Here is a 21128-nt window from a genome sequence, read left to right as displayed (position 1 = left end):
ATTTCATTTCGTAGATGAATTTATAATCCAGGTCATGCAACGATAGATTAGATATATTCACGAGTCTGTTACCATGTCCCGCGTTTCTGCTTCCAAGTGATTTTCAAGGGCGTCCAAGCTGTCGAATACGCAATTGTGCAATGATTCCTCTCGTGGCTCATCCCAAAGATTCTCCACAGGATTGTTTTCCGGTGAGGAGGGTGGCAGCATTAGTAAGCGCAGATTATGTGGTAGCTTGCGAGTATGATTGTGATGCCATTCTGCTCCATTGAGCGCCAGGATAATCCGGTCCTGGGATGACGTGACGCTACTTCATCCAGAAATAGCTGCATGTAATGGCTATTAACTTGAGGTAGGATAAGTGTATCCAGTTCACCATCAGCGGCCGAGACAGCAGCATAAGCATAGAATATTCCTGAGTGACCATTGCCTTGTATAATGGTCATATAGGTTGAGGACACCCACATCTTGTATCGGAAACACGCCCAAAGCGAGCTTCATCCTGAAACAACAGGCGCAGTTGCCCTTCTGTTTGCTACGCTTGGTCAATCTCTATGAGGGCATCGCGAAGTTTTTTTCCCTCATCCTGAGCGAGCACGTCTGCTTTGGGGCGGCGTTTGTCATAAGTAACTTGCGCCAGCCATGACGGTGCAGTAGGTTATAGGTAGCTGCGAGCGATGTCTTGCGCTTTAAGCGGGCATCCAATGCCTGCATGGATTACGCTCACAATCAAGATACCTCCTGCCGATGCTTTTTCTATAAAAGGGGCTAGAAAAGCAACTTCTCCTCCACGGGAAAGATTTTCGCGCCATTGTCCACCGCGGGTAGGCCTGGCTGTATCACGTCTGCCGACATTGCGGATAAGACGCATTCGAAACTGGCACGCCGAGCTTGTGACTAGTTTAATTCTTCTATTGTGCTTGTTAACCATCATTTCTTGGCTTGCACCAAAATTTCTTTACCACTTGCTACTCGTGCGATGATCATAGTTCTTTTCATAAGTTGCTTCTATTAGTTGACTTATGAAGTAGAAATGGAATTACACTAACATTTATTTACCGCATAAAATAACTATTAGGTGGATGTGCTACAGGGTTTAGATAAGGTAATAATGCTATTAAACCGATCTATATTTCAGAAATGAATTTTTGACAAATTGGCCCTTATTTTTGATGCTCGTACAATATTAGGGCTAAGTTTGACATATTCAAGGCGGACTGGTGCAGGGGAGGCTTGATGTGGTTGTGGCTATGAGAAGGTAGGTTTTTTTCTACAAAAAAATTGTCTATGCTATAAATGAACCAAAGAGCGCCTAGTAAGATGAAAACACCGAGGATGTAAAAAAATGCCCACATAACAAATAACTTAACAAAACCGAATTTTGGCAGAAATGACTTGAATAAAGTTATGCTACCGACCAAGTCAGCAGAACGCTGAGTGGTTGTGTGGTATGCCTGACCCATTTGCTTATTAACCGAATTTATTGCTTCCATTGTGGCAATCCATTGATCATGCTTTTGGCGTTTGTCAGGGTCGGATAACACTTTATATGAAGTGTTGATAATCGACATGGTTCTAGCAGCCTCGGTATTTTCCTGATTTTTATCCGAATAAAGTTTTTTGGAAAGTTTTTTGTATGCTGCATCAATCGCCTCCGGTGAAGCGTTGCGTGGCACCTCAAGGTTATCGTAGTGGGTATTTATCTTAGCCATATGAGTTGAGCCTAGCGATTAACTATGAAATTTCCATACAATTTTTATGCTTATAACAATATAACTGCAACAAAATTGCTACGTTTATTAGGTTTATTAACTAATGCCAGCCAAAAAACCTCATTTTTTCACCAGCAAGCTACCAGTCTTTTTAAGCGCTTTAGAAAAAAACAATGAGACTATGTATTAAAAAAAAGGTTCTGATTAAATTCTGGGGGGCAGAGCATAATAAACACGATTTTTATCCAATACTTACACCTGATTATTCACAATCAGGTGATTTTTGCGCTAGCTGAAATACGCCAAAAACTATCTCATAACGTCACTTTGACTCAATTTTTGAGAAACCTCCATTTCTTAAATTAAAGGTAACTTATTTTTTTATCGCAGCAATGGGTTTTCGGCCCTTACAAACTAGTGGTCAATTAGTTTATAACAAAATAAAACGATTTAATATATTTTCCTTAGTTGAACCTATAAAAACAACCGCAAACATTGTACTGTAAAGGCTTTATGGCTGAATAAAGGAGTCTCCCAATGGGTGAGGAGTTGTGTTTGTCGACGCCTGGTGGCCGAGTTCACGTGCACTGGGATGAAAACGGAAGTACCACAGCATGGGCCAGTTGGCATTTTTTGCCGAGTTCCTGGAAGTTACTGGCTTATTTGCCCGTTGGGTAGCGGGATGCCCGCTGCCTTACACGCGTCCTAATGCGCCTGCCGTAGTTGATTTACTGGGTACCTGGTTTACTCTCCATTCTTGATGGGCAGCGACGTTACGCCCACATCGTCGGGCTAGGAGGAGACAAAGTGGCTTCTGAGATACTTGGCATGGGCAAGGTTGTCAGCGATAAGAGCTTGCGTCGCGCGCTGAGTGCGCTTGCGCCAAGCTTACCTAAACGTTGCGATGAGGCGCAACGCGCTATCTGCTTGGCTCAGCTGATTGAGAGTACGAACTGGATGGATACAGTGCTCAGCGAGAGTACTGGTGAAGCCTTGAATACCGCCTGGATTCTCGATGCTGATACCAGTGTCAAGCTGCTGTATGGCCATCAAGCAGGCGCTGATATCAGCTATAACCCCAGAAAGCCGGGACGACCAAGCCACACCCTGCATACCTATTGGATCAGCAATGTCAGGCTGGTGCTGGATGTCGAAATGCAAAGCGGTAAATCTCATGCTGCCAAACATAGCCTACCCCGTCTGCGGCAGCTGATCGAAGGGCTTGCTGCTGAAAAGCGTCCCACGCTGGTGCGTGGCGACAGCCCTTGTGGCAATGAAGGCGTAATGGCTGAAATGGAAGAGATCGGTCAGCGCTATCTATTCAAGCTTCGCCAGACGGCCGGAATTAAACGTTTGATCGAGCGGAAATGGCAGCAAAACCAGTGGCAGCCTGTGGGGCAAGGCTTTGACGCAGTAGAAGATCAAATCCGGTTGGCAGGCTCGAGTCGTGCGCGGCGGATAGTGATGCTGCGGCGTCAGGTCAAAGATAATCTGGCAGTTGAAATGAACGCAGGTAACCAACCAGGAACTCTGCACTTCGTTGATCATCCAGATAAGATCAAAGTATGGGAATAGGCTGTTTTAGTGACCAATGCGGATTATTCATTGGAAGCCTTTGGTCAATTGTATCGGGACCGGGCAGATTGCGAGAATGGCTTTGATGAGTTGAAAAACCAATGGGGCTGGGATGTGATATCACGCATGACCTGGAGCGATGTAAGCTCTCAGCACGAGTTGTCTCGCTCGTTTATAACTGGTGGAGCTGGTATGTTCGCCTGGCACACCCCAAAACACATCTGGAAGCGATTACCAGTCGCCCTTTGCTATTAAACGGGGCTGCCCGCCTGACTCGACATGCGGGTCAATCTTGCCTATTGCTTACAATAACTCACGTGACCGGTGATCAAGTCAAAACGATGATCAGCCGTATCCGTAAGGAGTTCGATTTCATTCTGGCAAATGCGCCTCAGTTGCCAAAAATGGAACGTTGGCCTGCCTTGGTACGCTACCTTATCGATAAAATCTTTACTGCCAGACCAAAAAATCAGCCAATAATCGATTCACCAACCTTTTATTTGCTTTCATTTAGCCTCCAATTCGGGTTAAAAGAGGGATTTAGGTTAAATTGCTTAAGGTGACAAGAATGTACGATTTGCGAGATATTCTTCAATTGATCATTGGCAGTCTCAATGATCGAACGCTTATGTAACAGGAGTTGGGAGTTTGTCAAACAGTGACTGGAAGAAGTAGATCCGATCACCTGAGAATTTGCTAAACAAAGAGTGCGTCAACTCTGGTAACAGATCTTAGTGCTCCACATTGCGTGCCGCAATTTTTATTCCCAGTAATTCTAGTTGGTCATTGATAAAGATATAGTTTGAGCTCAAAAAATCAATTTACATTTGATCTTTTTTAGTTTTAATTATTTCTGAGGTGGCTGATAATAGAATAAGGTGCCGTTCTATTAGTATACAAGCATAAATATGGTCACATAATTTGCATTGATATGCTGAAAAAATATTTCGTTATTACTCTCATGTGAAGAAATAGTTGTAGATTGGAAGCCGTGGATAAAAGATTATTCAAAAAGAACGGTTAAAGTACGGTTGGCCCGAAGAGCAAAGCTACAATAGTTATGCGAGGATAACTAATAACTACTCTCTAATACCCCGCTATTTACAGCAGGGTTATTTATCTTATAATTCCTATTTAATAGGGATGATGGGTAAAGAGGAATGCCCTAAGATTGAGGCTGTCGCTACATTTTGTATAGCAATTGCTTTAGAAATACGGTCAGCGACTTCGGGATGGTTTTCTGCGTTGAGTTCCCGAGCAGCGTTGTCAAAAGTCCATGCGTCAACAACGAAAAGATCATATTGGTGGCCAAACTCACGACGAATTGCAGCACGATCAACAGTCGTGCCAGCTTTTACATTTAGTGCGATGCCAAGTTCATTATGAGCGTCAACTAATTCTTCGTAATCGGCACCATGACTTCGTGCAGCTTCAATAACTGAGGAGCGATCTTCAGCAAAAAAATCTGACTGATTCAAGCGTTTCTCAGCTGTCTTAGTAACATATGCTTTTTCTGTATCACTGATAGAAATACCATAATTATTGGTTAAGGTTGCAATAGCGTCGATTTCCTTAATGATATACCGATAAATATCCGGAGCTTTTGCGCATGCTCCACAACCACAATCGCTATGATCATCGCCATGAACAGCTGTTGTGTGCTTCTTATTTTTAAGGATATCTATTACTTCAGCTGTAAGTTCTATTTCTGTTTTTTTATCCACGGACTCAGAATTTCCAAGATCAAATCCGTAAACTATGCTAAGTGTACCACCCGCAGCCGATGGAACTCTCTTACGGCTACCATTCTTATCTGTGCGCCCATCTACGCAAATTTCTGGTAAATTACTTTCTACTGGGATGTTGAAATCGCCTGCTGCAACACGTTCATACATCATATTTAATATTTGTTTATCAATATCATCTCGGTTGGCGGGGCCAATTTTTCCCATTCCTAAGCTGAAGTTACCTAAAGTCATGAATTGTGTCATATGGTCATTATCACTTTTTTTTGTTAAATCTGTTTTAGAATCACTATCTAAAAATCTTACCATACTTCTCAATTTTTCAAACATGCTCTTACCCTCCCTTGTGGTTAGCTAACTTCGTATAATATTACTTGATAATTATTTTGCATGAAATACTAAATGGGGGAAATTTAGATCATGAGAGGATTTATCTATCATGTGGCTGCGGAGAGATTGCCCATGTATTAAATGATGATTTGGTAAGCTAGAGCTGGCTGGCTTTCTTATGGAAAAAGAGTACAGGTAATCTATTTGCTGTTCTAAATATATACACTGATGTCATTGAAGTACCAAACCGTAAGCTAAAACATTTATTAATATTTGATTTTGATTTCAATTTTACGTGATAGCCGGGATAATCAGTTTATCATTCTGTGCTCATGAGGCAGAATCAGTTCTTCTTGCTGCTGAAGCTCCCACATATGGGCATAAATACCATTTATCGTAAGAAGCTGTTGATGGGTTCCGCGCTCGGCTATGTAGCCATTATCCATGACTAAAATTTGATCAGCATCAATAATAGTAGAAAGACGATGCGCAATAACGAGCGTAGTACGATTCTTGGCTAATTGCTTCAATTCTCTTTGTATTTTTTTCTCTGTTTTTGAATCTAGCGCTGATGTAGCTTCATCAAAAATAAGTATGGTTGGTTTTTTGAGAATTGCACGCGCAATAGCAATCCGCTGTTTTTCACCGCCAGAGAGCTTAAGTCCTCTTTCGCCGACTTGTGTTTCATATTGATCAGGCAGACTTTCAATAAAGTCGTGAATATGTGCTGACTTGGCTGCAGCAAGGATTTCCTCATGGGTAGCATCTGAGCGCCCATAAGCAATGTTGTAGAAGATGCTTTCATTAAATAAGACAGTATCTTGCGGCACAATCCCAATCATTGCTCTTAGGCTTTCTTGTGTTACGTTGCGTATATCATGATCATTAATAAGTATCCTGCCATTAGTGACATCATAAAAACGGAAAAGCAAACGTGCGAGCGTTGATTTTCCTGAGCCACTAGGTCCTACCACTGCAATAGTGTGTCCAGCAGGGATACTGAAATTGACATCAAACAAGATTTGGCGATTGATTTCATAGCTAAAGCCCACATGCTCAAACGTAACAGTAGCAGAATTGGCTGGAAGTTCAATCGCGTTTGGTCGATCCGTTATTTCTTGGCGCTCGTCCAATAAACTGAACATTTTTTCCATGTCTGCCAGGGAATGCTTGATCTCACGATAAACGAAGCCAAGGAAATGTAAAGGCATATAAAGCTGTAATAGAAAAGCATTGACTAAAACCACATCACCCAATGACATTTCTCCAGTGATGGCTTTATCGGCTGCTAACAGCATCAGGAAGGTCATTCCGATTGCAATAATAGCGCTTTGCCCGCTGTTCAACGCGGCCAAAGAAGTTTGGTTGCGAACTGCTGCTTTTTCCCATTGCTGTAAGTGCTCGTCATATCGCTGAGTTTCTAAGGTTTCATTACCAAAGTATTTAACCGTTTCGTAATTCAGTAAACTGTCGATCGCCCGGGTATTAGCCTTGGAGTCCATATCGTTCATGGTGCGGCGGAAAATCATGCGCCACTCGGTGACGAAGAGCGTTAACGCAATATAGGCTAGCAATGTGAGCAGGGTAATGATAAAAAACCAGATATCATACCGACTAATTAGAATGAGCATGACCAACCCGATTTCCAGTAGGGTAGGCAAAATATTGAACAGCATGAAATTCAATAAGAAAGATATACCACGCGAACCGCGCTCGATATCGCGTGATACTCCGCCGGTTTGTCGTGCTAAATGAAAACGTAGTGATAAGGCGTGTAAATGACTGAAAGTCTTGATGGCTACGCGTCGGATTACACGCTGTGTAACTTTGGCAAAAACAGCATCACGCAGTTCGCCAAATAAGGTACTGCAAAAGCGTAAAACACCATACGTAATTAAAAGAAATAACGGTAAGGTGACTAGGGGTTGATTAAGCGTATCAATAATTTCTTTCAGCACTAAAGGCACGCTGACGTTGGCAAGTTTGGCCAGAAGCAGTAACATTAAAGCAGCAATGACTCTCCCTTTGAATTCCCATAAATAGGGTAAGAGCGAGCGGATAGTTTTCCAATCATGACGGCTGGAAGGTAATTTATTCGAAGGTGTGGCGCGCATGAATTAAAGGTTTCTTTTCCAATCTAATCTCAAAAATTATAGAAGGAGAATTGACAAATGGAGATTACTTGTTATCGCGATACTGAGATCAAGCGGGAATCTCATTTTCTACCTGCTAGCACTTATAACCTAGCACGCCAGCTACTTACTCGTTGTGCTGATGATTATCTATTTGTTCCCATTCGGTCCATGCAATACTTGGCTATTCTGGACAAGGAAGAATTCATTTTTATCGATGGCGAACGTAAATGCTGGATTGACATTGCATGGCAGAATTTCCACTCCCAAGATCGCACTAATCTTGGTCAGCCGGTGGCATATGAAGTAGTTTATTATGGAGAGAATCAAGCAGATATTATGCTAAGGCTTCAGAAGGAATTTCCAAAAGCATTGCAATTACTTGCCGATAAGCAGATACCCAAAACGCCTGCACGAGTAATCAAATTTCCTGTCGCTCAAAGTTAATGACTAAGTGCTCATCACGTGTTCGTGGTGAGCACAGGTTTAAACGTACTTTCTATTTACGTTCAGTCATCCTCACCTAGTTCTGCATTCCACCCTTTACTCTTTGCAACATTGATAATTTGTGAATAAAGCTTAATATGCCGTTGTTGTAAATCGGCTGGTAAGCGGCTAGGCAAATGAGCATATGGCTCCCATGCGGCATAAACTTTTTCATATAGGTTCTGCATTTGTGACTGGCTCCAGCCTGCACATGTTTCTGATTCTGGCAAGATGCCAAAAATCCAGGCATCGATGACGATGCGTCCGAGATGGGTTAGACCGCCATGTATATCTTCATTAATACCCACGTAAAATTGTTCGTTCATCCTACTGATAAAAAAGCATAAAAGTATGTGTAGTATTTACCAAATAAAAAATTTACCGAGTTAATCCTGCATAAAGTAACGGTAATTTTTCTGGCAATCTCTCTACGTGATCAACTACCATATAATTACGCGCACCAAAGATACGTGAAACATACTGATCGGCACGCGGATCCAGGCTCATGCAATAGGTGATTATGTCTGCACGACCAGCTTCTTCCACAGCTTTTTTAGTATCATAACGCAGATACTGAGGATCACGCACATCAATATCTGCAGGCTCGCCATCGGTAATGACCAGTAATAGTTTCTTGCTGGATCGTTGTGATTTCAGGTAATAGCTGGCATGTCGAATAGCAGCACCCATACGCGTCGACAGTTGTGCTGCCATGCCTGCCAGCTTGGCTTTTGGAATTTCATTATACGGCTGATCAAAATCTTTATATCGATAATACTCCACATCATGCCGGCCGTCTGAACAAAACCCATGAATCGCGAAGGGATCGCCAATTTTATTGATGGCGTCGGCGAGCAATACAGTCGCTTGGCGGGTTAAGTCCAGCACTGAAAAATCCTGCCCAGAGACTTTATCATTGGTGGATTCAGACAAATCAAGCAGCACTAAGACGGATATATCACGTATTTTACGGACAGAGCGCATCATGATACGAGGATCAGGCTGCAGGCCCATGCGAATATCAATCGTGGAATGAATCGCTGCATTGATATCGATTTCGTCGCCATCTTCCAGTTTTCTGATACGTTGCACCCCTTGTGGCTGCATGGCGTCGAGCAAAAATTTCATACGCGAAATCTCACGCTTATATTGAACAGCAATGTTATCAATTGTTTGAATATCGCCCAATTTAGCCCGTTTTTCCTGAACCGTGACCCATGCAGGGCGTTCCAGCTGAATTTGGTAATCCCATTCTGAGTAATGATAGGGTGGGGAGACAGGTTCTTTACCTTCCAGTTCGTTGTAAGAAACGCCGCTATCTTCATAAGGAAAGAACTCTGTTCCCATCACCCAGATTTCCTGGGCATCATCCCCAGCCGTTTCGACATCGACTTCATTAGCTAACTCCATGACACTGACGTACTTGCGTATTTGTTTGGGCTCTTCATAGCCAGCGGTTAGCGATTGTTCAAAATCGAATTCTTCGAATTTCCAGAAATAGCGATTATCGTCCAGATAAGGTGCTGTCAAAATATCGGTGCGGGGATTGAACGCGATTCTCTTGTCCATGATCTTGTGGGCAAGCTGGACGCCGATGTCCCAAGAAGTCTGATTATTTTCCAAGCGCCCCTGCGCTTGAGTAAATAAGGAACGGCCTTCCATCACCCAATCATCGTTATCCTCATAAGTAGGATCGAGCAGTGCACGTGCCAACCGATTGAGAAAATCACCGATTGTAGTTTTCATGTCAGGCGTTGCATCGTGCAAGCTTGACCAGATCTGGCGCAAACCTGGGAAGCGCTTGATTGAGAGCGCTTCTACTCTGGCATCCTCAATAACTGAGATAACCGCCATTTGTAACGGATTCAGGGCCTCGGCAGAAATAGGAGACTTCGTTTCTACCAGATGCGCTGCTGCATGTGCAGCTGCAGCACGGTATACTTCACTTGCTGCAATTTCACCATGAGCGTCATAGGCATCAGGTAGATGAATAAGGTAATTTTCAATATAAGGTCGATAACCTTGACGAGTTTCATAGTCTCCTGAGGTAGGGCGCATAAAGAAATCACGAGCCCACAAAGCACGTAAGTAAATGTTGATGCGGCGCTGGATATCAACAAATAGCGTGCCTTTTCTTTCTTTTTGGAGAACTGCCTGTGATTCCTTTGAGCTTAAACTGAAATACTGGATCTGTTCCCCGTAATTGGTGCGATGAGCATGTGCTCCCCATAATGCCCATCGACGCAGGCCGCCAAGCGTCAGTTGGCCGAGTAAAATATCGAGTTTATCCAGCATCGGACGAACGCCGCGAGGTGCCTGAGCAACGAGGGTGCTGACAAACTGAAGATAGTTACGAAATAAATCTTCGTCGCCGAGCCTCTTGGCTGCAGTAACAGCTGTTGCAATGATAAGTTCAATCACGGCTCCAGAGGTTTTCGATGCAAGCATCAAAGCCGTAGTTGCAAGGTCACTGATGACATCTTCACCGACTTCTTTAGCAACCTGCGGAGCTTCATCAACCCATGTGTCCACCAGTGAGCGTCCACGTCCCAGTCCTTGCAGAGCAGCCGCTCCTTTCAAGTAATTATCAAGTCCTCGGGGTGAGAAAACTTTGGTCGCATCATGCCAAGTATTCTCAAGCAATGACATGGATTCTGATGGCAATGATTCCAGTAACTCTTTGTAGTCAGTCAGGTTAACGCTCATACCGTATCTTGTAAAAATGAGTCTAAAGAAAATGAATTTCTAATTAGAAAAAGGTCGCTACGGCTGCATCCAGTGCATCGCGCATATCAGGATCATCCGTGATAGGGCGAACGAGTGCTACGCGGCATGCAGCGTGAGCTTCCACACCCTTGGCAATCAAGTTACCTGCATAGATCAGCATGCGAGTAGAAATTCCTTCGTCCAGCCCATGCCCTTTTAAGTTGCGGGCACGTTCCGCGATTGATACTAACTTGGTGGAGATGGCTTTATCAATACCAGATTCATGTGACACAATTTCTGTTTCTGTGTCATGATCTGGGTAATTAAAATCCAATGCCCCAAAGCGCTGCTTGGTAGATTGTTTCAGATCTTTCATCAAACTCTGATAACCAGGATTGTAGGAAATAACTAGCTGAAAATCAGGATGTGCATTGATTAACTCGCCTTTTTTTTCTAAAGGCAATATCCGGCGGCTGTCGGTTACAGGATGGATGACGACAGTGGTATCCTGCCTGGCCTCAACTACTTCGTCCAGATAACAAATCGCACCATAGCGCGCAGCAGTGGTCAATGGTCCATCTTGCCACCGTGTACCTTGTGCATCCAGCAAGAACCTTCCCACCAAATCAGAAGCGGTCATATCTTCATTACAAGCTACGGTAATAAGGGGTTTCTTGAGTTTCCATGCCATGAATTCAACAAAACGGGTTTTACCACAGCCAGTAGGACCCTTAAGCATCATCGGTATCCTGGCTGAGTAAGCTGCTTCATACAGCGTTACTTCATCAGCAACCGGATGGTAGTAAGGTTCATTTTTGATCAGGTATTGCTCGATAGCGTCGCTCATTTCATTCTCCAGCGTTAACACGTAAGGCGTAGATCATATTCTTGATAATTCAGTACAAAATAAGACCCCCGTTACTTTTCAGCAACGGGGGCTGATAAAACGGATATCCCGTGCTGTGCGATTAAACAGTTTTACCGCGGTAAATAACCATCGCTGTGCCCTGGCTTTGGGAGAAATTATCATAACCAACCAGGCGAACATGATTATTTGGGTTTGCTTTATGGCATGCTTCAGCCTCTGCAAGAATACGATCTACATCCGTTTCGCCGAACATAGGTAATTTCCACATATACCAGTAATTACTCATGAGGTATTCTGGCTCAGTGTGCTCGACCGCAGGGTTCCAGCCTTTGCTCACGATATACTCAACTTGTTTCCTGATTTGCTCCTCGCTCAATGCAGGCAGATAGGAAAAGGTTTCAAATTTCCGGCTGGCTGGATCGCTCAGACGACTCTTATAATCAATCATTTCAGACATTCTTAAACTCCAGATAATCAGTAAAAGTTTCTCTGAATTATCCTAATTCAGAGAAACAAGTAGGCTACTTATTTATGTGCTACGTCCAGCTTGTCGACGGTATCGAACTCAAACTTGATCTCTTTCCATGTTTCCATGGCGATCTTAAGTTCTGGGCTGTGTTTGGCAGCTTGAGTCAGAATAGCTTTGCCTTCCTTCTCAATTGGTATGCCTTCGTTACGGGCTTCTACGCAGGCTTCCAGCGCTACACGGTTGGCTGCAGCACCTGCTGCATTACCCCAAGGATGCCCTAATGTTCCACCACCAAACTGCAGGCATGCATCGTCACCAAAAATTGCAACAAGTGCTGGCATGTGCCAAACATGAATTCCGCCTGAAGCAACTGGGAATACACCAGGCATGGATCCCCAATCCTGATCAAAGAAAATACCACGATTACGATCTTCCTTGATAAAGGATTCTCGCATAATGTCAATCCAACCCAAGGTTGCTTCACGATCACCTTCCAGTTTACCGACTACAGTTCCAGAGTGCAGATGATCACCACCGGATAGACGCAAGGCTTTAGCCAATACGCGGAAATGGATACCATGATGAGGGTTACGATCCAGTACAGCGTGCATAGCACGATGGATGTGCAGCAGCATGCCATTATTCCGGCACCAGTTAGCCAAACCTGTGTTTGCAGTGAAACCACCTGTCAGATAGTCATGCATAATGATAGGTGCGCCCAATTCCTTGGCAAATTCAGCACGTTTGTACATTTCTTCAGGGGTAGGCGCCGTTACGTTGAGATAATGGCCCTTACGTTCACCGGTTTCGCGTTCTGCTTTGTGAATGGCTTCCATCACAAATTCAAAACGTTGGCGCCAACGCATGAAAGGCTGACTATTAATATTTTCGTCGTCTTTGGTGAGATCCAAGCCACCGCGCAGGCACTCATAAACAGCACGACCATAATTCTTAGCAGAGAGGCCTAATTTAGGTTTGATAGTGCAACCCAACAAGGCACGACCATATTTATTGAGCTTGTCACGTTCAGCTTGAATACCATAGGGTGGGCCACCACAGGTTTTTACAAAGGCGATCGGGAAGCGGACATCCTCAAGACGTAATGCACGAATTGCTTTGAAGCCAAACACGTTACCGACTAGCGAGGTAAATACATTAACGACTGACCCTTCTTCAAATAAGTCAATCGGATAGGCAATAAATGCATAGAAACAAGTATCATCGCCAGGCACGTCTTCGATATGGTAGGCGCGTCCTTTATAGTAATCCAAATCGGTCAATAGGTCAGTCCATACTGTCGTCCAGGTTCCAGTGGAGGATTCAGCAGCAACTGCCGCTGCTGCTTCTTCACGGTCAACACCGGGTTGAGGAGTGATTTTGAAGCAGGCCAGGATATCGGTATCTTGAACGTTATAGTCGGGTTCCCAGTAGGTTTGCCGATATTCTTTAACACCGGCACTATAGGTTTTAACAGCCATCTTACTATCTCCTGTTAGTGGGAGTCCTGCCTATAATTCCTCCAGTTAGAGAAAAAAACAGGACGAAATATTATTAAAAAAGACTATTCGTAAGTCAGTAACTACTATATTAAGAATTAAACATAAGAGCAAATTAATAATTTTGATGATTATGATAAGATATTATTTATATATCAAATAACCCCTTTATTCACTCTCAATTTTTAGTCTATGTTGCATATTACTCTTCGTCAATTGAAAGTATTTGAATCGGTCGCCCGTCATTTAAGTTTTTCTCGGGCTGCCGAGGAGCTGTTCCTGACGCAACCTGCTGTTTCGATCCAGATCAAGCAACTTGAAGATAATGTAGCGCTTCCTTTATTTGAACAAATGGGCAAGCGGATATATCTGACTGAAGCAGGGCAGGAGTTGTATCAGTATAGCCGTGCGATTGCACAGCAATTGGCTGATATGGAGCTTGCTCTGGATGAGTTGAAAGGATTGGAGCGGGGTAAATTGAATATTTCAGTAGTGAGTACGGCTAATTATTTTGCTCCGCACTTATTAGCCAAATTTTATCAGCGCTATCACGGCGTGACAGTGAGCCTTAACGTTTCTAACCGAGAAACTGTACTAAAACATTTGGCAGATAATTTAACTGATCTGGCAATTATGGGACAACCTCCTGAAGGGTTAGATATCATCTCTGAATCTTTTATGGAAAATCCACTGGTCATCATTGCGCCGCCTAATCATCCCCTGTGTGATAAGCAGCAAATTCCTGTAAAACGCCTTGAACAGGAAATTTTTCTGGTACGTGAGCCGGGGTCTGGAACACGCAGTGCGATGGAGCGGTTTTTTGCAGAACAGCAGATCAAAATCCACAGAGGGATGGAGGCGGATACTACTGAAGCAATTAAACAAGCCGTTCAAGCAGGCATGGGGTTGGGTATCATGTCACAACATACAATCGAATTGGAGTTGGAGGCAAACCGACTCAAAGTGCTGGATGTACAAGGGTTTCCAATTATGCGTTATTGGTATATCGTCCATCGTAAAAATAAGCGTTTTTCAAATGTAGCGAAGACATTCAAAGATTTTTTGCTGAAAGAAGCATCAGGTTTAATGCCCTGAAAGAACTACAAAGGATAAGCTACACTTGGCAAGCATTTAAAATTACTTGCTTAAGAGTGGTGAGTTTACCATGAAAAAAATGTTCAGCTCCTGGAATGACGATCACTGGAATTGTTTGCGGTGTGGCCCACTTAAGAATAGAGCGCAGAGGAACAATATCATCCTGGTCGCCATGTACGATGAGTACGCTATCGGCATGGTTGTTGACAGCGGGCGCATTCAGGCGATCAACAGAAGGTGCAATGAGCACCAGTTTGTGGGGGTTAAGTTGTTGGGCGGCGTAGGTTTGTATCGCTCCACCGAAGGAAAAACCCGCGAGTAATAATGGTAATGGATAGGGGGCAATGTCATATTGATGACGGATAGCTTGAGCGACCGCCAGCACATCTTCCACTTCGCCAATACCTTCGGCATAATTTCCTTCGCTCGCACCCACTCCTCTAAAATTGAATTTAACGGTGATATAACCTGATTCAATCAATGCCTTAGAGAGAATATATACGACTTTATTATCCATATTGCCATGGTAAAGCGGGTGTGGATGAGCAATGATGGCAATTCCGCAAGGTTCAGAAGCTGGAACTAAGACCATCGTTTCCAACTTGCCAACCGGGCCGTTAACAAATAACTTATGTTCAATCGATGTTTTCAAATCTATCTATACTCAGCGCGGTAACAATTGCGGATTTTAAAGGTATTGAAGGCCTTAAATTATAAGAGTTTTTCGCATTTCTATTTTCCGCATCTGTGGCCGCGCGGAGTATATCTGATGAAAGTAGATGCGGCAAAATTCATATTCTTAGACGTTCAACAATACGGCCGTTGATCAAATGCTCATTAATAATCTCATCAATATCTTCCTCGTCAATATAGGTGTACCAGATATCTTCCGGGTAGATCACAATGACAGGTCCTTCGTTACAACGATCAAGGCAGCCAGCGTTGTTAATGCGGATTTTTCCTTTACCACTCAAGTTAAGTGCACTAATACGATCTTTCGCATAATCACGCATTGCTTGGGCGTTATGATCATTACAGCAGGCTTCACCGGCTTTGCGTTGATTGACGCAGAAAAAAACATGTTTATGATAATAAGTCATCGGAGCAATCTCAATTTGATTTCAATTCAAAACTGGCTATGCTGCCATCTCTGTTTGTAATTCAATATTTGAGGCATTATTGGAATTGCTTTACCAAGATAAAGGATTGATCAGAGCTGACGTAGGCTAACATAATTAATCGTATTATACGATTAATTAGCAAAGCACTAAATTACATGGCTACAACTTCAAGAAGCACTATAACCTTATCATTCAAAAATAGGAGTTAGCAAATGTAATTTTTTATTTTAAAGATAGAACTGTGTGAATACCAGGGTAGCAAGCAGGGCCGCAAGCAATACGGCTACTAGGGCGAGCAAGCGGCTTTGTTTTTTTTCTTGCGCGACCAGTTCAGTGAGCCTATCTTCCATTATTTGAGCACGTTCTCGGCCTAGCTGATAGTGTATCAAGCGTGGAATTTCTGGCAGCATCTTCGCCCAATTAGGCGCTTCTTTTTGAATATGGCTTTCCAAGCCTCGCCAACCTACTTGCTCCGACATCCAGCTTTCCAAAAATGGTTTCGCTGTTTTCCATAAATCAAGATCGGGATCAAGATCACGCCCAAGTCCTTCAATATTGAGCAGGGTTTTTTGTAATAAGACAAGTTGAGGTTGAATTTCTACATTAAATTGACGTGAAACCTGAAACAATCGTAATAAAACACGTCCAAAAGAGATTTCCTTCAGCGGTTTATCAAAAATGGGTTCACAAACAGCGCGAATACTCGCCTCAAAATCGTTAACCCGTGTATTTCTTGGTGCCCAGCCAGCTTCGACATGCGCTTGTGCTATACGTCTGTAGTCACGACGGAAGAAGCCTAGAAAGTTTTGTGCCAGATAATTTTTATCCTCATCGCTGAGCGTTCCCATAATGCCAAAATCTATTGCAATATAGCGTCCATCCAATCCAACAAAAATATTACCTGGATGCATGTCGGCATGAAAATAACCATCCCGAAATACCTGAGTAAAAAAAATTTCAACACCAACACGTGCTAGCTGGGGGATATCTATACTATGCTTACGGAGGATGTCGACATGGCTAATAGGAATACCCTGCACGCGTTCCATAACCATGACTTCTGAATGGCAATAATCCCAATAAACTTCTGGCACGAATAATAAGGAAGAATCTAAGAAATTGCGTCGCAATTGGCTGCAGTTGGATGCTTCGCGAATGAGATCAAGCTCATCTGCTAAATGACGTGCAAATTCTACTACTACCTGACGTAACTTTAAGCGTTTACCATCTGGCCAGATAGCTTCAAGTAACCATGCACCTGTTTCCATCAAGGCAATATCGTGCGAAATAACAGGCGCAATATCGGGGCGTAAAACTTTAACGGCAACTTTCGTACCGTCGTATAAAGTTGCAAAATGAACTTGAGCGACTGATGCGCTGGCTATGGGTTCTTTCTGGAATTTAGAAAATACTTGATCGATGGGTTTTTCATAAACGCTTTCTAAAGTGGTAATGGCTAAATCTGAAGGAAACGGAGGGACTTGATCCTGAAGTTTTGCCAGTTCATCAGCGAAATCCTGAGCTAATAAATCCCGACGAGTCGAGAGCATTTGGCCAAATTTGATAAAAATAGGCCCTAATTTTTCCAGCGCCAGACGTAAACGCACCGCGCGGGGTAATTTGAGACGTGCTCTGAAAGGTATTAACGTGAAGACTGGTCTCAATAATCGCAAACGAGGATGGCTAAGTAAAATGTCATCTAAGCCAAAACGAAATCCGATTAGAATAATTTTTAAGAAGCGAAAAATAAGCATTTATTCTTATGGCTGACAAAGAACCTGAATAATAGGTCGATTAGATGACCAATTATTATTCACTCTTTTCCGAGTCGCTTTATTACTCCTTATTTATAAAGAAATATTTTTTTCTGCTTTGATGGGTAATAAACTAATTAAACGATAAATTCGTTTTTCCAAGTGTGTCACGTGATCTTGTAATGAGTTTAATTCAGTAGTAAAGCGATCCATGTGAAATTGGTTGGGTAAAATAGATTTTTCTTCTGTAAGATATTCGGTCAGCACTTGAGGTAGATTAAGCATGCTTTCTGATTGCCAATGAATTAAATTTTTCCCGGTTTCAACCAAGCGGTGAGCAAGCACATCGCCAAAAATGACGCTTATATCTTGCTCGATATCCCAATGCAGATTTTTGGCAGTGGATAGTAATTCATTCGCAAATAAGGTATCTCCCGTAATCTTGATTTCATGAAAAACGCTTTCATCGTGAGAAATCAGACGAGGTAGCAAGCTTGGCGCGACACTAAGGGTAGTGTCTGTACTGGTACCAGCCGGCGGGGCTATGGCTAATTTACCATCAGTTTGTATCACTATGTTCACATCAATGAGTGGGAAAATGGAAAGATGGAAAGATTTACCTGCGAAAGATTGTAGACGCCTGCATGCCCATGATTCTCCGTCTAATACATGATTAAAAGCAGCAATGGCAATAGATGGTAACATAAGTAATTGAATAATTATAACTTGCTAGTCATGCTGCGCAAGTGATGAGGTTATTTTTAAGCTAAGAGCTTGCTTATCTTATCGTAGAACTTATTGTGATAACGTAATTTCGAATTAATTTTATCCAAAATGGTTAAAGCACGTATTAGTGGATATTGTTTCAGGATTGATTTGAATTATTACTATAATTACTAAGCTCTGTGCCATTATATGGATCTAACCGGCTACTTCCCAATCTGTTGATGATGACTTCAGAAATGGTCATATCATCATGTTTTGCTAATTCGGAAAGAATTTGCCATGCTGTATGCGTTATACTAATAACTTTGAGTGGTGATCTATGCTTTTGACTTTCAATGCGATTCCTTTCAATACAAATCACATTTATTAGCTGTACCCACTGGGTTTCATTCAACCATTTTTGGCACCATTTATTAAGTGTTATAGAATCGTGTTTCGCATCTCGATATTCACGCTCAGCACTTAGGCGTTGAGTATCATCTACAGTTAACCAATATGATTTACTCGCTATCTGATCATCAATAAAGTTTACCGCAGTATTTTTATCCTGTTGCCTGATGATATATTTCTGATCGGCCATGTTTTTTGTTATGAGTTAGTATCAACATGATGAAAGTCCTTATTGGCATATTACAAGCCAACATAACGATTTCGCAAGTGATTTTTTATTTGAATTTATAGTAAGGAGATAGTGTTCTTTTTAAGAAATGTGTAAAATTAAAATTAGTTTCGATTATTTTCATTTTAAGTAAGATCGGGTAATTCAGTGGCTCTTTTCGTTCAAAAATATGGTGGGACATCGGTTGGTAGTACCGAGCGTATCAAAAATGTAGCCCGACGTGTTGCTAAATACTATGCTCAGGGTCACGAATTAGTGGTAGTGGTCTCTGCTATGAGCGGAGAAACTAATCGCCTAATCACATTAGCTAAAGAAATTCAAACTAATCCTGATCCTCGTGAATTAGATGTAATGGTTTCTACTGGTGAACAAGTTACCGTTGCATTATTAGCGATGGCATTGAAAGAGCTTAATGTTAAAGCCAAGAGTTATACAGGCGCACAAGTTAGAATATTAACTGATAACGCATACACCAAAGCACGAATTCTAAAAATAGATGAAGACAGAATTCGATCTGATCTTAAAGCGGGATACGTTGTGGTAGTTGCCGGTTTTCAAGGCATTGATGAAGCTAATAATATAACTACGCTAGGGCGAGGGGGGTCGGATACTACTGGCGTGGCGCTTGCAGCAGCGCTTAAAGCTGATGAATGCCAAATATACACAGATGTTAATGGTATTTATACAACCGATCCTCGTATCGTACCAGAAGCAAGAAGATTAAAAACAATTACCTTTGAAGAGATGCTCGAAATGGCCAGTCTCGGTTCTAAGGTATTACAAATACGTGCAGTTGAATTTGCCGGCAAATACAAAGTTAAGCTCAGAGTGCTTTCTAGCTTTGAAGAAGAAGGAGAAGGCACACTGATTACTTTTGAGGAAAATCATAATATTATGGAACAGGCTGTAATTTCAGGCATTGCTTTTAATCGCGATGAAGCAAAAATAACCATACTGGGTGCACCAGATCATCCGGGTGTTGCTTACCAAATTCTTGGTCCTGTTGCTGATGCCAATATTGGCGTGGATATGATTATTCAGAATGTAAGCCACGACGGAACTACTGATTTCTCCTTTACTGTTAATCGTAGCGAATTTACCAATACAATGGGTATATTGAAGGATAAGATTTTGCCTCATATTGGTGCACGAGATATCATTGGTGGTGATAAAATTGCTAAAGTCTCAGTAGTAGGTGTGGGCATGCGTTCGCATGCGGGTATTGCTAGTAAGATGTTTCGTGTCTTGGCTGAGGAAGGAATTAATATTCAGATGATTTCAACTTCAGAAATTAAGATATCAGTAGTAGTGGACGAGAAATATATGGAACTTGCAGTCAGGGTTCTGCATAAGGCTTTTGATCTAGATCGGGCCCAATAAAGCTGCAAAAAATCATAAAAAATTTGACCTGACATTTTTAACCCGTTATCCTTGCGGCTCTCAAGGAGAGATGGCCGAGTGGTCGAAGGCGCTCCCCTGCTAAGGGAGTATAGGCTCAAAAAGCTTATCGAGGGTTCGAATCCCTCTCTCTCCGCCACTTGCCTAGATAAGTGGCTGATTATAGATTGAATTTAATCTATTAAATATTTCTACCGTACTTACTACCGTACTGCCATACAAAACCTAACTACATATCACCTATAAAAGCTCTGGATTTGAGCTGGCAGCTTCAGAAATTAATCTGAATGGGATCTAACATTGACTGGTAAGAATTCGATCTGTTGTAGTCAGCCGTATTAATCTAGTCTAAAGCCAGCTTACAGCAGTAAACCAACCCTCGGCTTCAGTAATTATCTGCATTACGCTGAAAACAATTTTGTCATCAAACTCCCTTCTGAAAACTGAATACCATTCGCTGACGACCATGACTATCACGGCTATTGCGGCGGGAATGTCTCTTGCTTTGCTCGGAGGCACCTGATGAATAACATCGAGATTGGCAGTATTGTTTTAGTTCACTAACTGCCTGGAGGTTTTCTCCATGATGATCGAAGTTATTTGAGAGAGAAGTGACTGGCGAGCGCATCCGTGACAAGATCGCCGCCAGTAAACGCAAGGGCATGTGGATGGGTGGCATTCTACCACTCGGCTACGATGTGGAAAATCGTCGACTGGTACCTAACGAGCGCGAAGCCAAGATTATTCGGCATATCTTCCAGCGTTTTGCTGAACTCGGTTCCAGTACAACCTTGGTTAAAGAACTGAAGAACAGTACGTGGCCAGCAATCTTGCTGAGCGGGCACAGGAAGTCGTAGGCAGAATTTCTGCCGATATCCTGGCTCGAACAGTAGCTT

General features: G+C 42.6%; 24 protein-coding genes, 1 tRNA gene and 1 pseudogene. 8 read left to right on the top strand and 18 right to left on the bottom strand.

The window, feature by feature from the left end; genetic code table 11:
- Positions 1–57 precede the first annotated feature (57 nt).
- The 4 genes from AAW31_RS20885 to AAW31_RS13360 all read right to left on the bottom strand — a co-directional run bounded on the left by AAW31_RS20885 (position 58) and on the right by AAW31_RS13360 (position 1712).
- A complete protein-coding gene (locus tag AAW31_RS20885; RefSeq protein WP_235264575.1) occupies positions 58–279 on the bottom strand; it encodes a transposase in 222 nt (73 codons plus the stop codon).
- Positions 210–446 carry a hypothetical protein gene (locus tag AAW31_RS20880; RefSeq protein ID WP_144412968.1) on the bottom strand — a complete coding sequence of 79 codons (237 nt, stop codon included), beginning with the start codon at positions 444–446 and terminating at the stop codon, positions 210–212. The genes AAW31_RS20885 and AAW31_RS20880 overlap by 70 nt, the downstream gene beginning before the upstream one ends.
- Before the next feature lie 212 nt (positions 447–658).
- Positions 659–871, bottom strand: coding sequence for a hypothetical protein (locus AAW31_RS13365; protein ID WP_046850597.1), 213 nt, complete (start codon positions 869–871; stop codon positions 659–661).
- A gap of 292 nt (positions 872–1163) precedes the next feature.
- A complete protein-coding gene (locus AAW31_RS13360) occupies positions 1164–1712 on the bottom strand; it encodes a J domain-containing protein (protein ID WP_046850596.1) in 549 nt (182 codons plus the stop codon).
- 614 nt (positions 1713–2326) lie between these two features.
- Between AAW31_RS13360 and AAW31_RS21440 the strand changes: the two genes are divergently transcribed.
- The 3 genes from AAW31_RS21440 to AAW31_RS23755 are packed head-to-tail and all read left to right on the top strand — an operon-like array spanning position 2327 to position 3542.
- Positions 2327–2473 (top strand): hypothetical protein, encoded by a 147-nt coding sequence (locus AAW31_RS21440; RefSeq protein ID WP_158441539.1) that lies wholly within the window; start codon positions 2327–2329, stop codon positions 2471–2473.
- Positions 2436–3287 carry a transposase gene (locus AAW31_RS22890; RefSeq protein ID WP_235264381.1) on the top strand — a complete coding sequence of 284 codons (852 nt, stop codon included), beginning with the start codon at positions 2436–2438 and terminating at the stop codon, positions 3285–3287. Before AAW31_RS21440 ends, AAW31_RS22890 begins: the two co-directional genes overlap by 38 nt.
- Before the next feature lie 9 nt (positions 3288–3296).
- The gene (locus tag AAW31_RS23755) at positions 3297–3542 is read left to right on the top strand and encodes a hypothetical protein (RefSeq protein ID WP_392390525.1); all 246 of its coding nucleotides are present in this window, start codon (positions 3297–3299) and stop codon (positions 3540–3542) included.
- A gap of 304 nt (positions 3543–3846) precedes the next feature.
- Here AAW31_RS23755 and AAW31_RS23750 read toward each other — a convergent pair.
- The 3 genes and pseudogenes from AAW31_RS23750 to AAW31_RS13340 form a co-directional block, all read right to left on the bottom strand.
- Positions 3847–3930: pseudogene (locus tag AAW31_RS23750) on the bottom strand (transposase); the annotation flags it as partial.
- A 487-nt stretch (positions 3931–4417) separates the two neighbouring features.
- Positions 4418–5362 (bottom strand): cadmium-containing carbonic anhydrase, encoded by a 945-nt coding sequence (locus tag AAW31_RS13345; RefSeq protein WP_046850595.1) that lies wholly within the window; start codon positions 5360–5362, stop codon positions 4418–4420.
- 311 nt (positions 5363–5673) lie between these two features.
- Complete coding sequence (locus AAW31_RS13340) at positions 5674–7476, bottom strand: ABCB family ABC transporter ATP-binding protein/permease (protein ID WP_046850594.1); 1803 nt, start codon at positions 7474–7476, stop codon at positions 5674–5676.
- Positions 7477–7533: 57 nt separating this feature from the next.
- Here AAW31_RS13340 and AAW31_RS13335 point away from each other — a divergent pair, with 57 nt between their 5' ends.
- Positions 7534–7941: a hypothetical protein gene (locus AAW31_RS13335; RefSeq protein ID WP_046850593.1), complete on the top strand. Its 408-nt coding sequence runs from the start codon at positions 7534–7536 to the stop codon at positions 7939–7941.
- A 62-nt stretch (positions 7942–8003) separates the two neighbouring features.
- Here the strand turns inward: AAW31_RS13335 and AAW31_RS13330 are convergent, their stop codons facing one another.
- From AAW31_RS13330 to AAW31_RS13310, 5 genes are all read right to left on the bottom strand, one after another.
- The gene (locus tag AAW31_RS13330; protein WP_046850592.1) at positions 8004–8306 is read right to left on the bottom strand and encodes a hypothetical protein; all 303 of its coding nucleotides are present in this window, start codon (positions 8304–8306) and stop codon (positions 8004–8006) included.
- A gap of 52 nt (positions 8307–8358) precedes the next feature.
- Complete coding sequence (locus tag AAW31_RS13325) at positions 8359–10686, bottom strand: nitric oxide reductase activation protein NorD (RefSeq protein WP_046850591.1); 2328 nt, start codon at positions 10684–10686, stop codon at positions 8359–8361.
- A gap of 43 nt (positions 10687–10729) precedes the next feature.
- Complete coding sequence (locus AAW31_RS13320; RefSeq protein ID WP_046850590.1) at positions 10730–11533, bottom strand: CbbQ/NirQ/NorQ/GpvN family protein; 804 nt, start codon at positions 11531–11533, stop codon at positions 10730–10732.
- 121 nt (positions 11534–11654) lie between these two features.
- On the bottom strand, positions 11655–12011 hold the full coding sequence (locus AAW31_RS13315) for a ribulose bisphosphate carboxylase small subunit (RefSeq protein ID WP_046850589.1): 357 nt from the start codon (positions 12009–12011) through the stop codon (positions 11655–11657).
- A gap of 68 nt (positions 12012–12079) precedes the next feature.
- Positions 12080–13501 carry a form I ribulose bisphosphate carboxylase large subunit gene (locus tag AAW31_RS13310; protein WP_046850588.1) on the bottom strand — a complete coding sequence of 474 codons (1422 nt, stop codon included), beginning with the start codon at positions 13499–13501 and terminating at the stop codon, positions 12080–12082.
- A gap of 210 nt (positions 13502–13711) precedes the next feature.
- Here AAW31_RS13310 and AAW31_RS13305 point away from each other — a divergent pair, with 210 nt between their 5' ends.
- Positions 13712–14614: a LysR family transcriptional regulator gene (locus tag AAW31_RS13305; protein ID WP_046850587.1), complete on the top strand. Its 903-nt coding sequence runs from the start codon at positions 13712–13714 to the stop codon at positions 14612–14614.
- A 19-nt stretch (positions 14615–14633) separates the two neighbouring features.
- Here AAW31_RS13305 and AAW31_RS13300 read toward each other — a convergent pair whose 3' ends face one another.
- The 5 genes from AAW31_RS13300 to AAW31_RS13280 form a co-directional block, all read right to left on the bottom strand.
- The gene (locus tag AAW31_RS13300; protein WP_235264379.1) at positions 14634–15266 is read right to left on the bottom strand and encodes an alpha/beta hydrolase; all 633 of its coding nucleotides are present in this window, start codon (positions 15264–15266) and stop codon (positions 14634–14636) included.
- Between the two features lie 139 nt (positions 15267–15405).
- Complete coding sequence (locus tag AAW31_RS13295; protein WP_046850585.1) at positions 15406–15714, bottom strand: (2Fe-2S) ferredoxin domain-containing protein; 309 nt, start codon at positions 15712–15714, stop codon at positions 15406–15408.
- A gap of 248 nt (positions 15715–15962) precedes the next feature.
- Positions 15963–17489, bottom strand: coding sequence for a ubiquinone biosynthesis regulatory protein kinase UbiB (ubiB, locus tag AAW31_RS13290; protein ID WP_046850584.1), 1527 nt, complete (start codon positions 17487–17489; stop codon positions 15963–15965).
- A 93-nt stretch (positions 17490–17582) separates the two neighbouring features.
- On the bottom strand, positions 17583–18194 hold the full coding sequence (locus tag AAW31_RS13285; protein ID WP_046850583.1) for a ubiquinone biosynthesis accessory factor UbiJ: 612 nt from the start codon (positions 18192–18194) through the stop codon (positions 17583–17585).
- Positions 18195–18354: 160 nt separating this feature from the next.
- Entirely contained in the window at positions 18355–18795 is a 441-nt protein-coding gene (locus AAW31_RS13280) for a hypothetical protein (protein WP_046850582.1), read from the bottom strand.
- A gap of 186 nt (positions 18796–18981) precedes the next feature.
- On the opposite strand from AAW31_RS13280, the gene AAW31_RS13275 reads away from it, so the two are divergent.
- Complete coding sequence (locus AAW31_RS13275) at positions 18982–20214, top strand: aspartate kinase (RefSeq protein WP_046850581.1); 1233 nt, start codon at positions 18982–18984, stop codon at positions 20212–20214.
- A 64-nt stretch (positions 20215–20278) separates the two neighbouring features.
- Positions 20279–20371: transfer RNA gene (locus tag AAW31_RS13270), tRNA-Ser, on the top strand.
- 285 nt (positions 20372–20656) lie between these two features.
- Here AAW31_RS13270 and AAW31_RS20870 read toward each other — a convergent pair.
- On the bottom strand, positions 20657–20911 hold the full coding sequence (locus tag AAW31_RS20870; RefSeq protein ID WP_144412967.1) for a hypothetical protein: 255 nt from the start codon (positions 20909–20911) through the stop codon (positions 20657–20659).
- On the opposite strand from AAW31_RS20870, the gene AAW31_RS13265 reads away from it, so the two are divergent.
- On the top strand, positions 20901–21089 hold the full coding sequence (locus AAW31_RS13265; RefSeq protein WP_200899638.1) for a hypothetical protein: 189 nt from the start codon (positions 20901–20903) through the stop codon (positions 21087–21089). The genes AAW31_RS20870 and AAW31_RS13265 overlap by 11 nt on opposite strands.
- The last annotated feature ends 39 nt before the right edge of the window (positions 21090–21128 follow it).

Source organism: Nitrosomonas communis (assembly GCF_001007935.1).
Taxonomy (GTDB): Bacteria; Pseudomonadota; Gammaproteobacteria; order Burkholderiales; family Nitrosomonadaceae; genus Nitrosomonas; species Nitrosomonas communis.
Note: the sequence above shows the minus strand (reverse complement) of the source record. Positions and strands in the feature narration are given on the sequence as shown.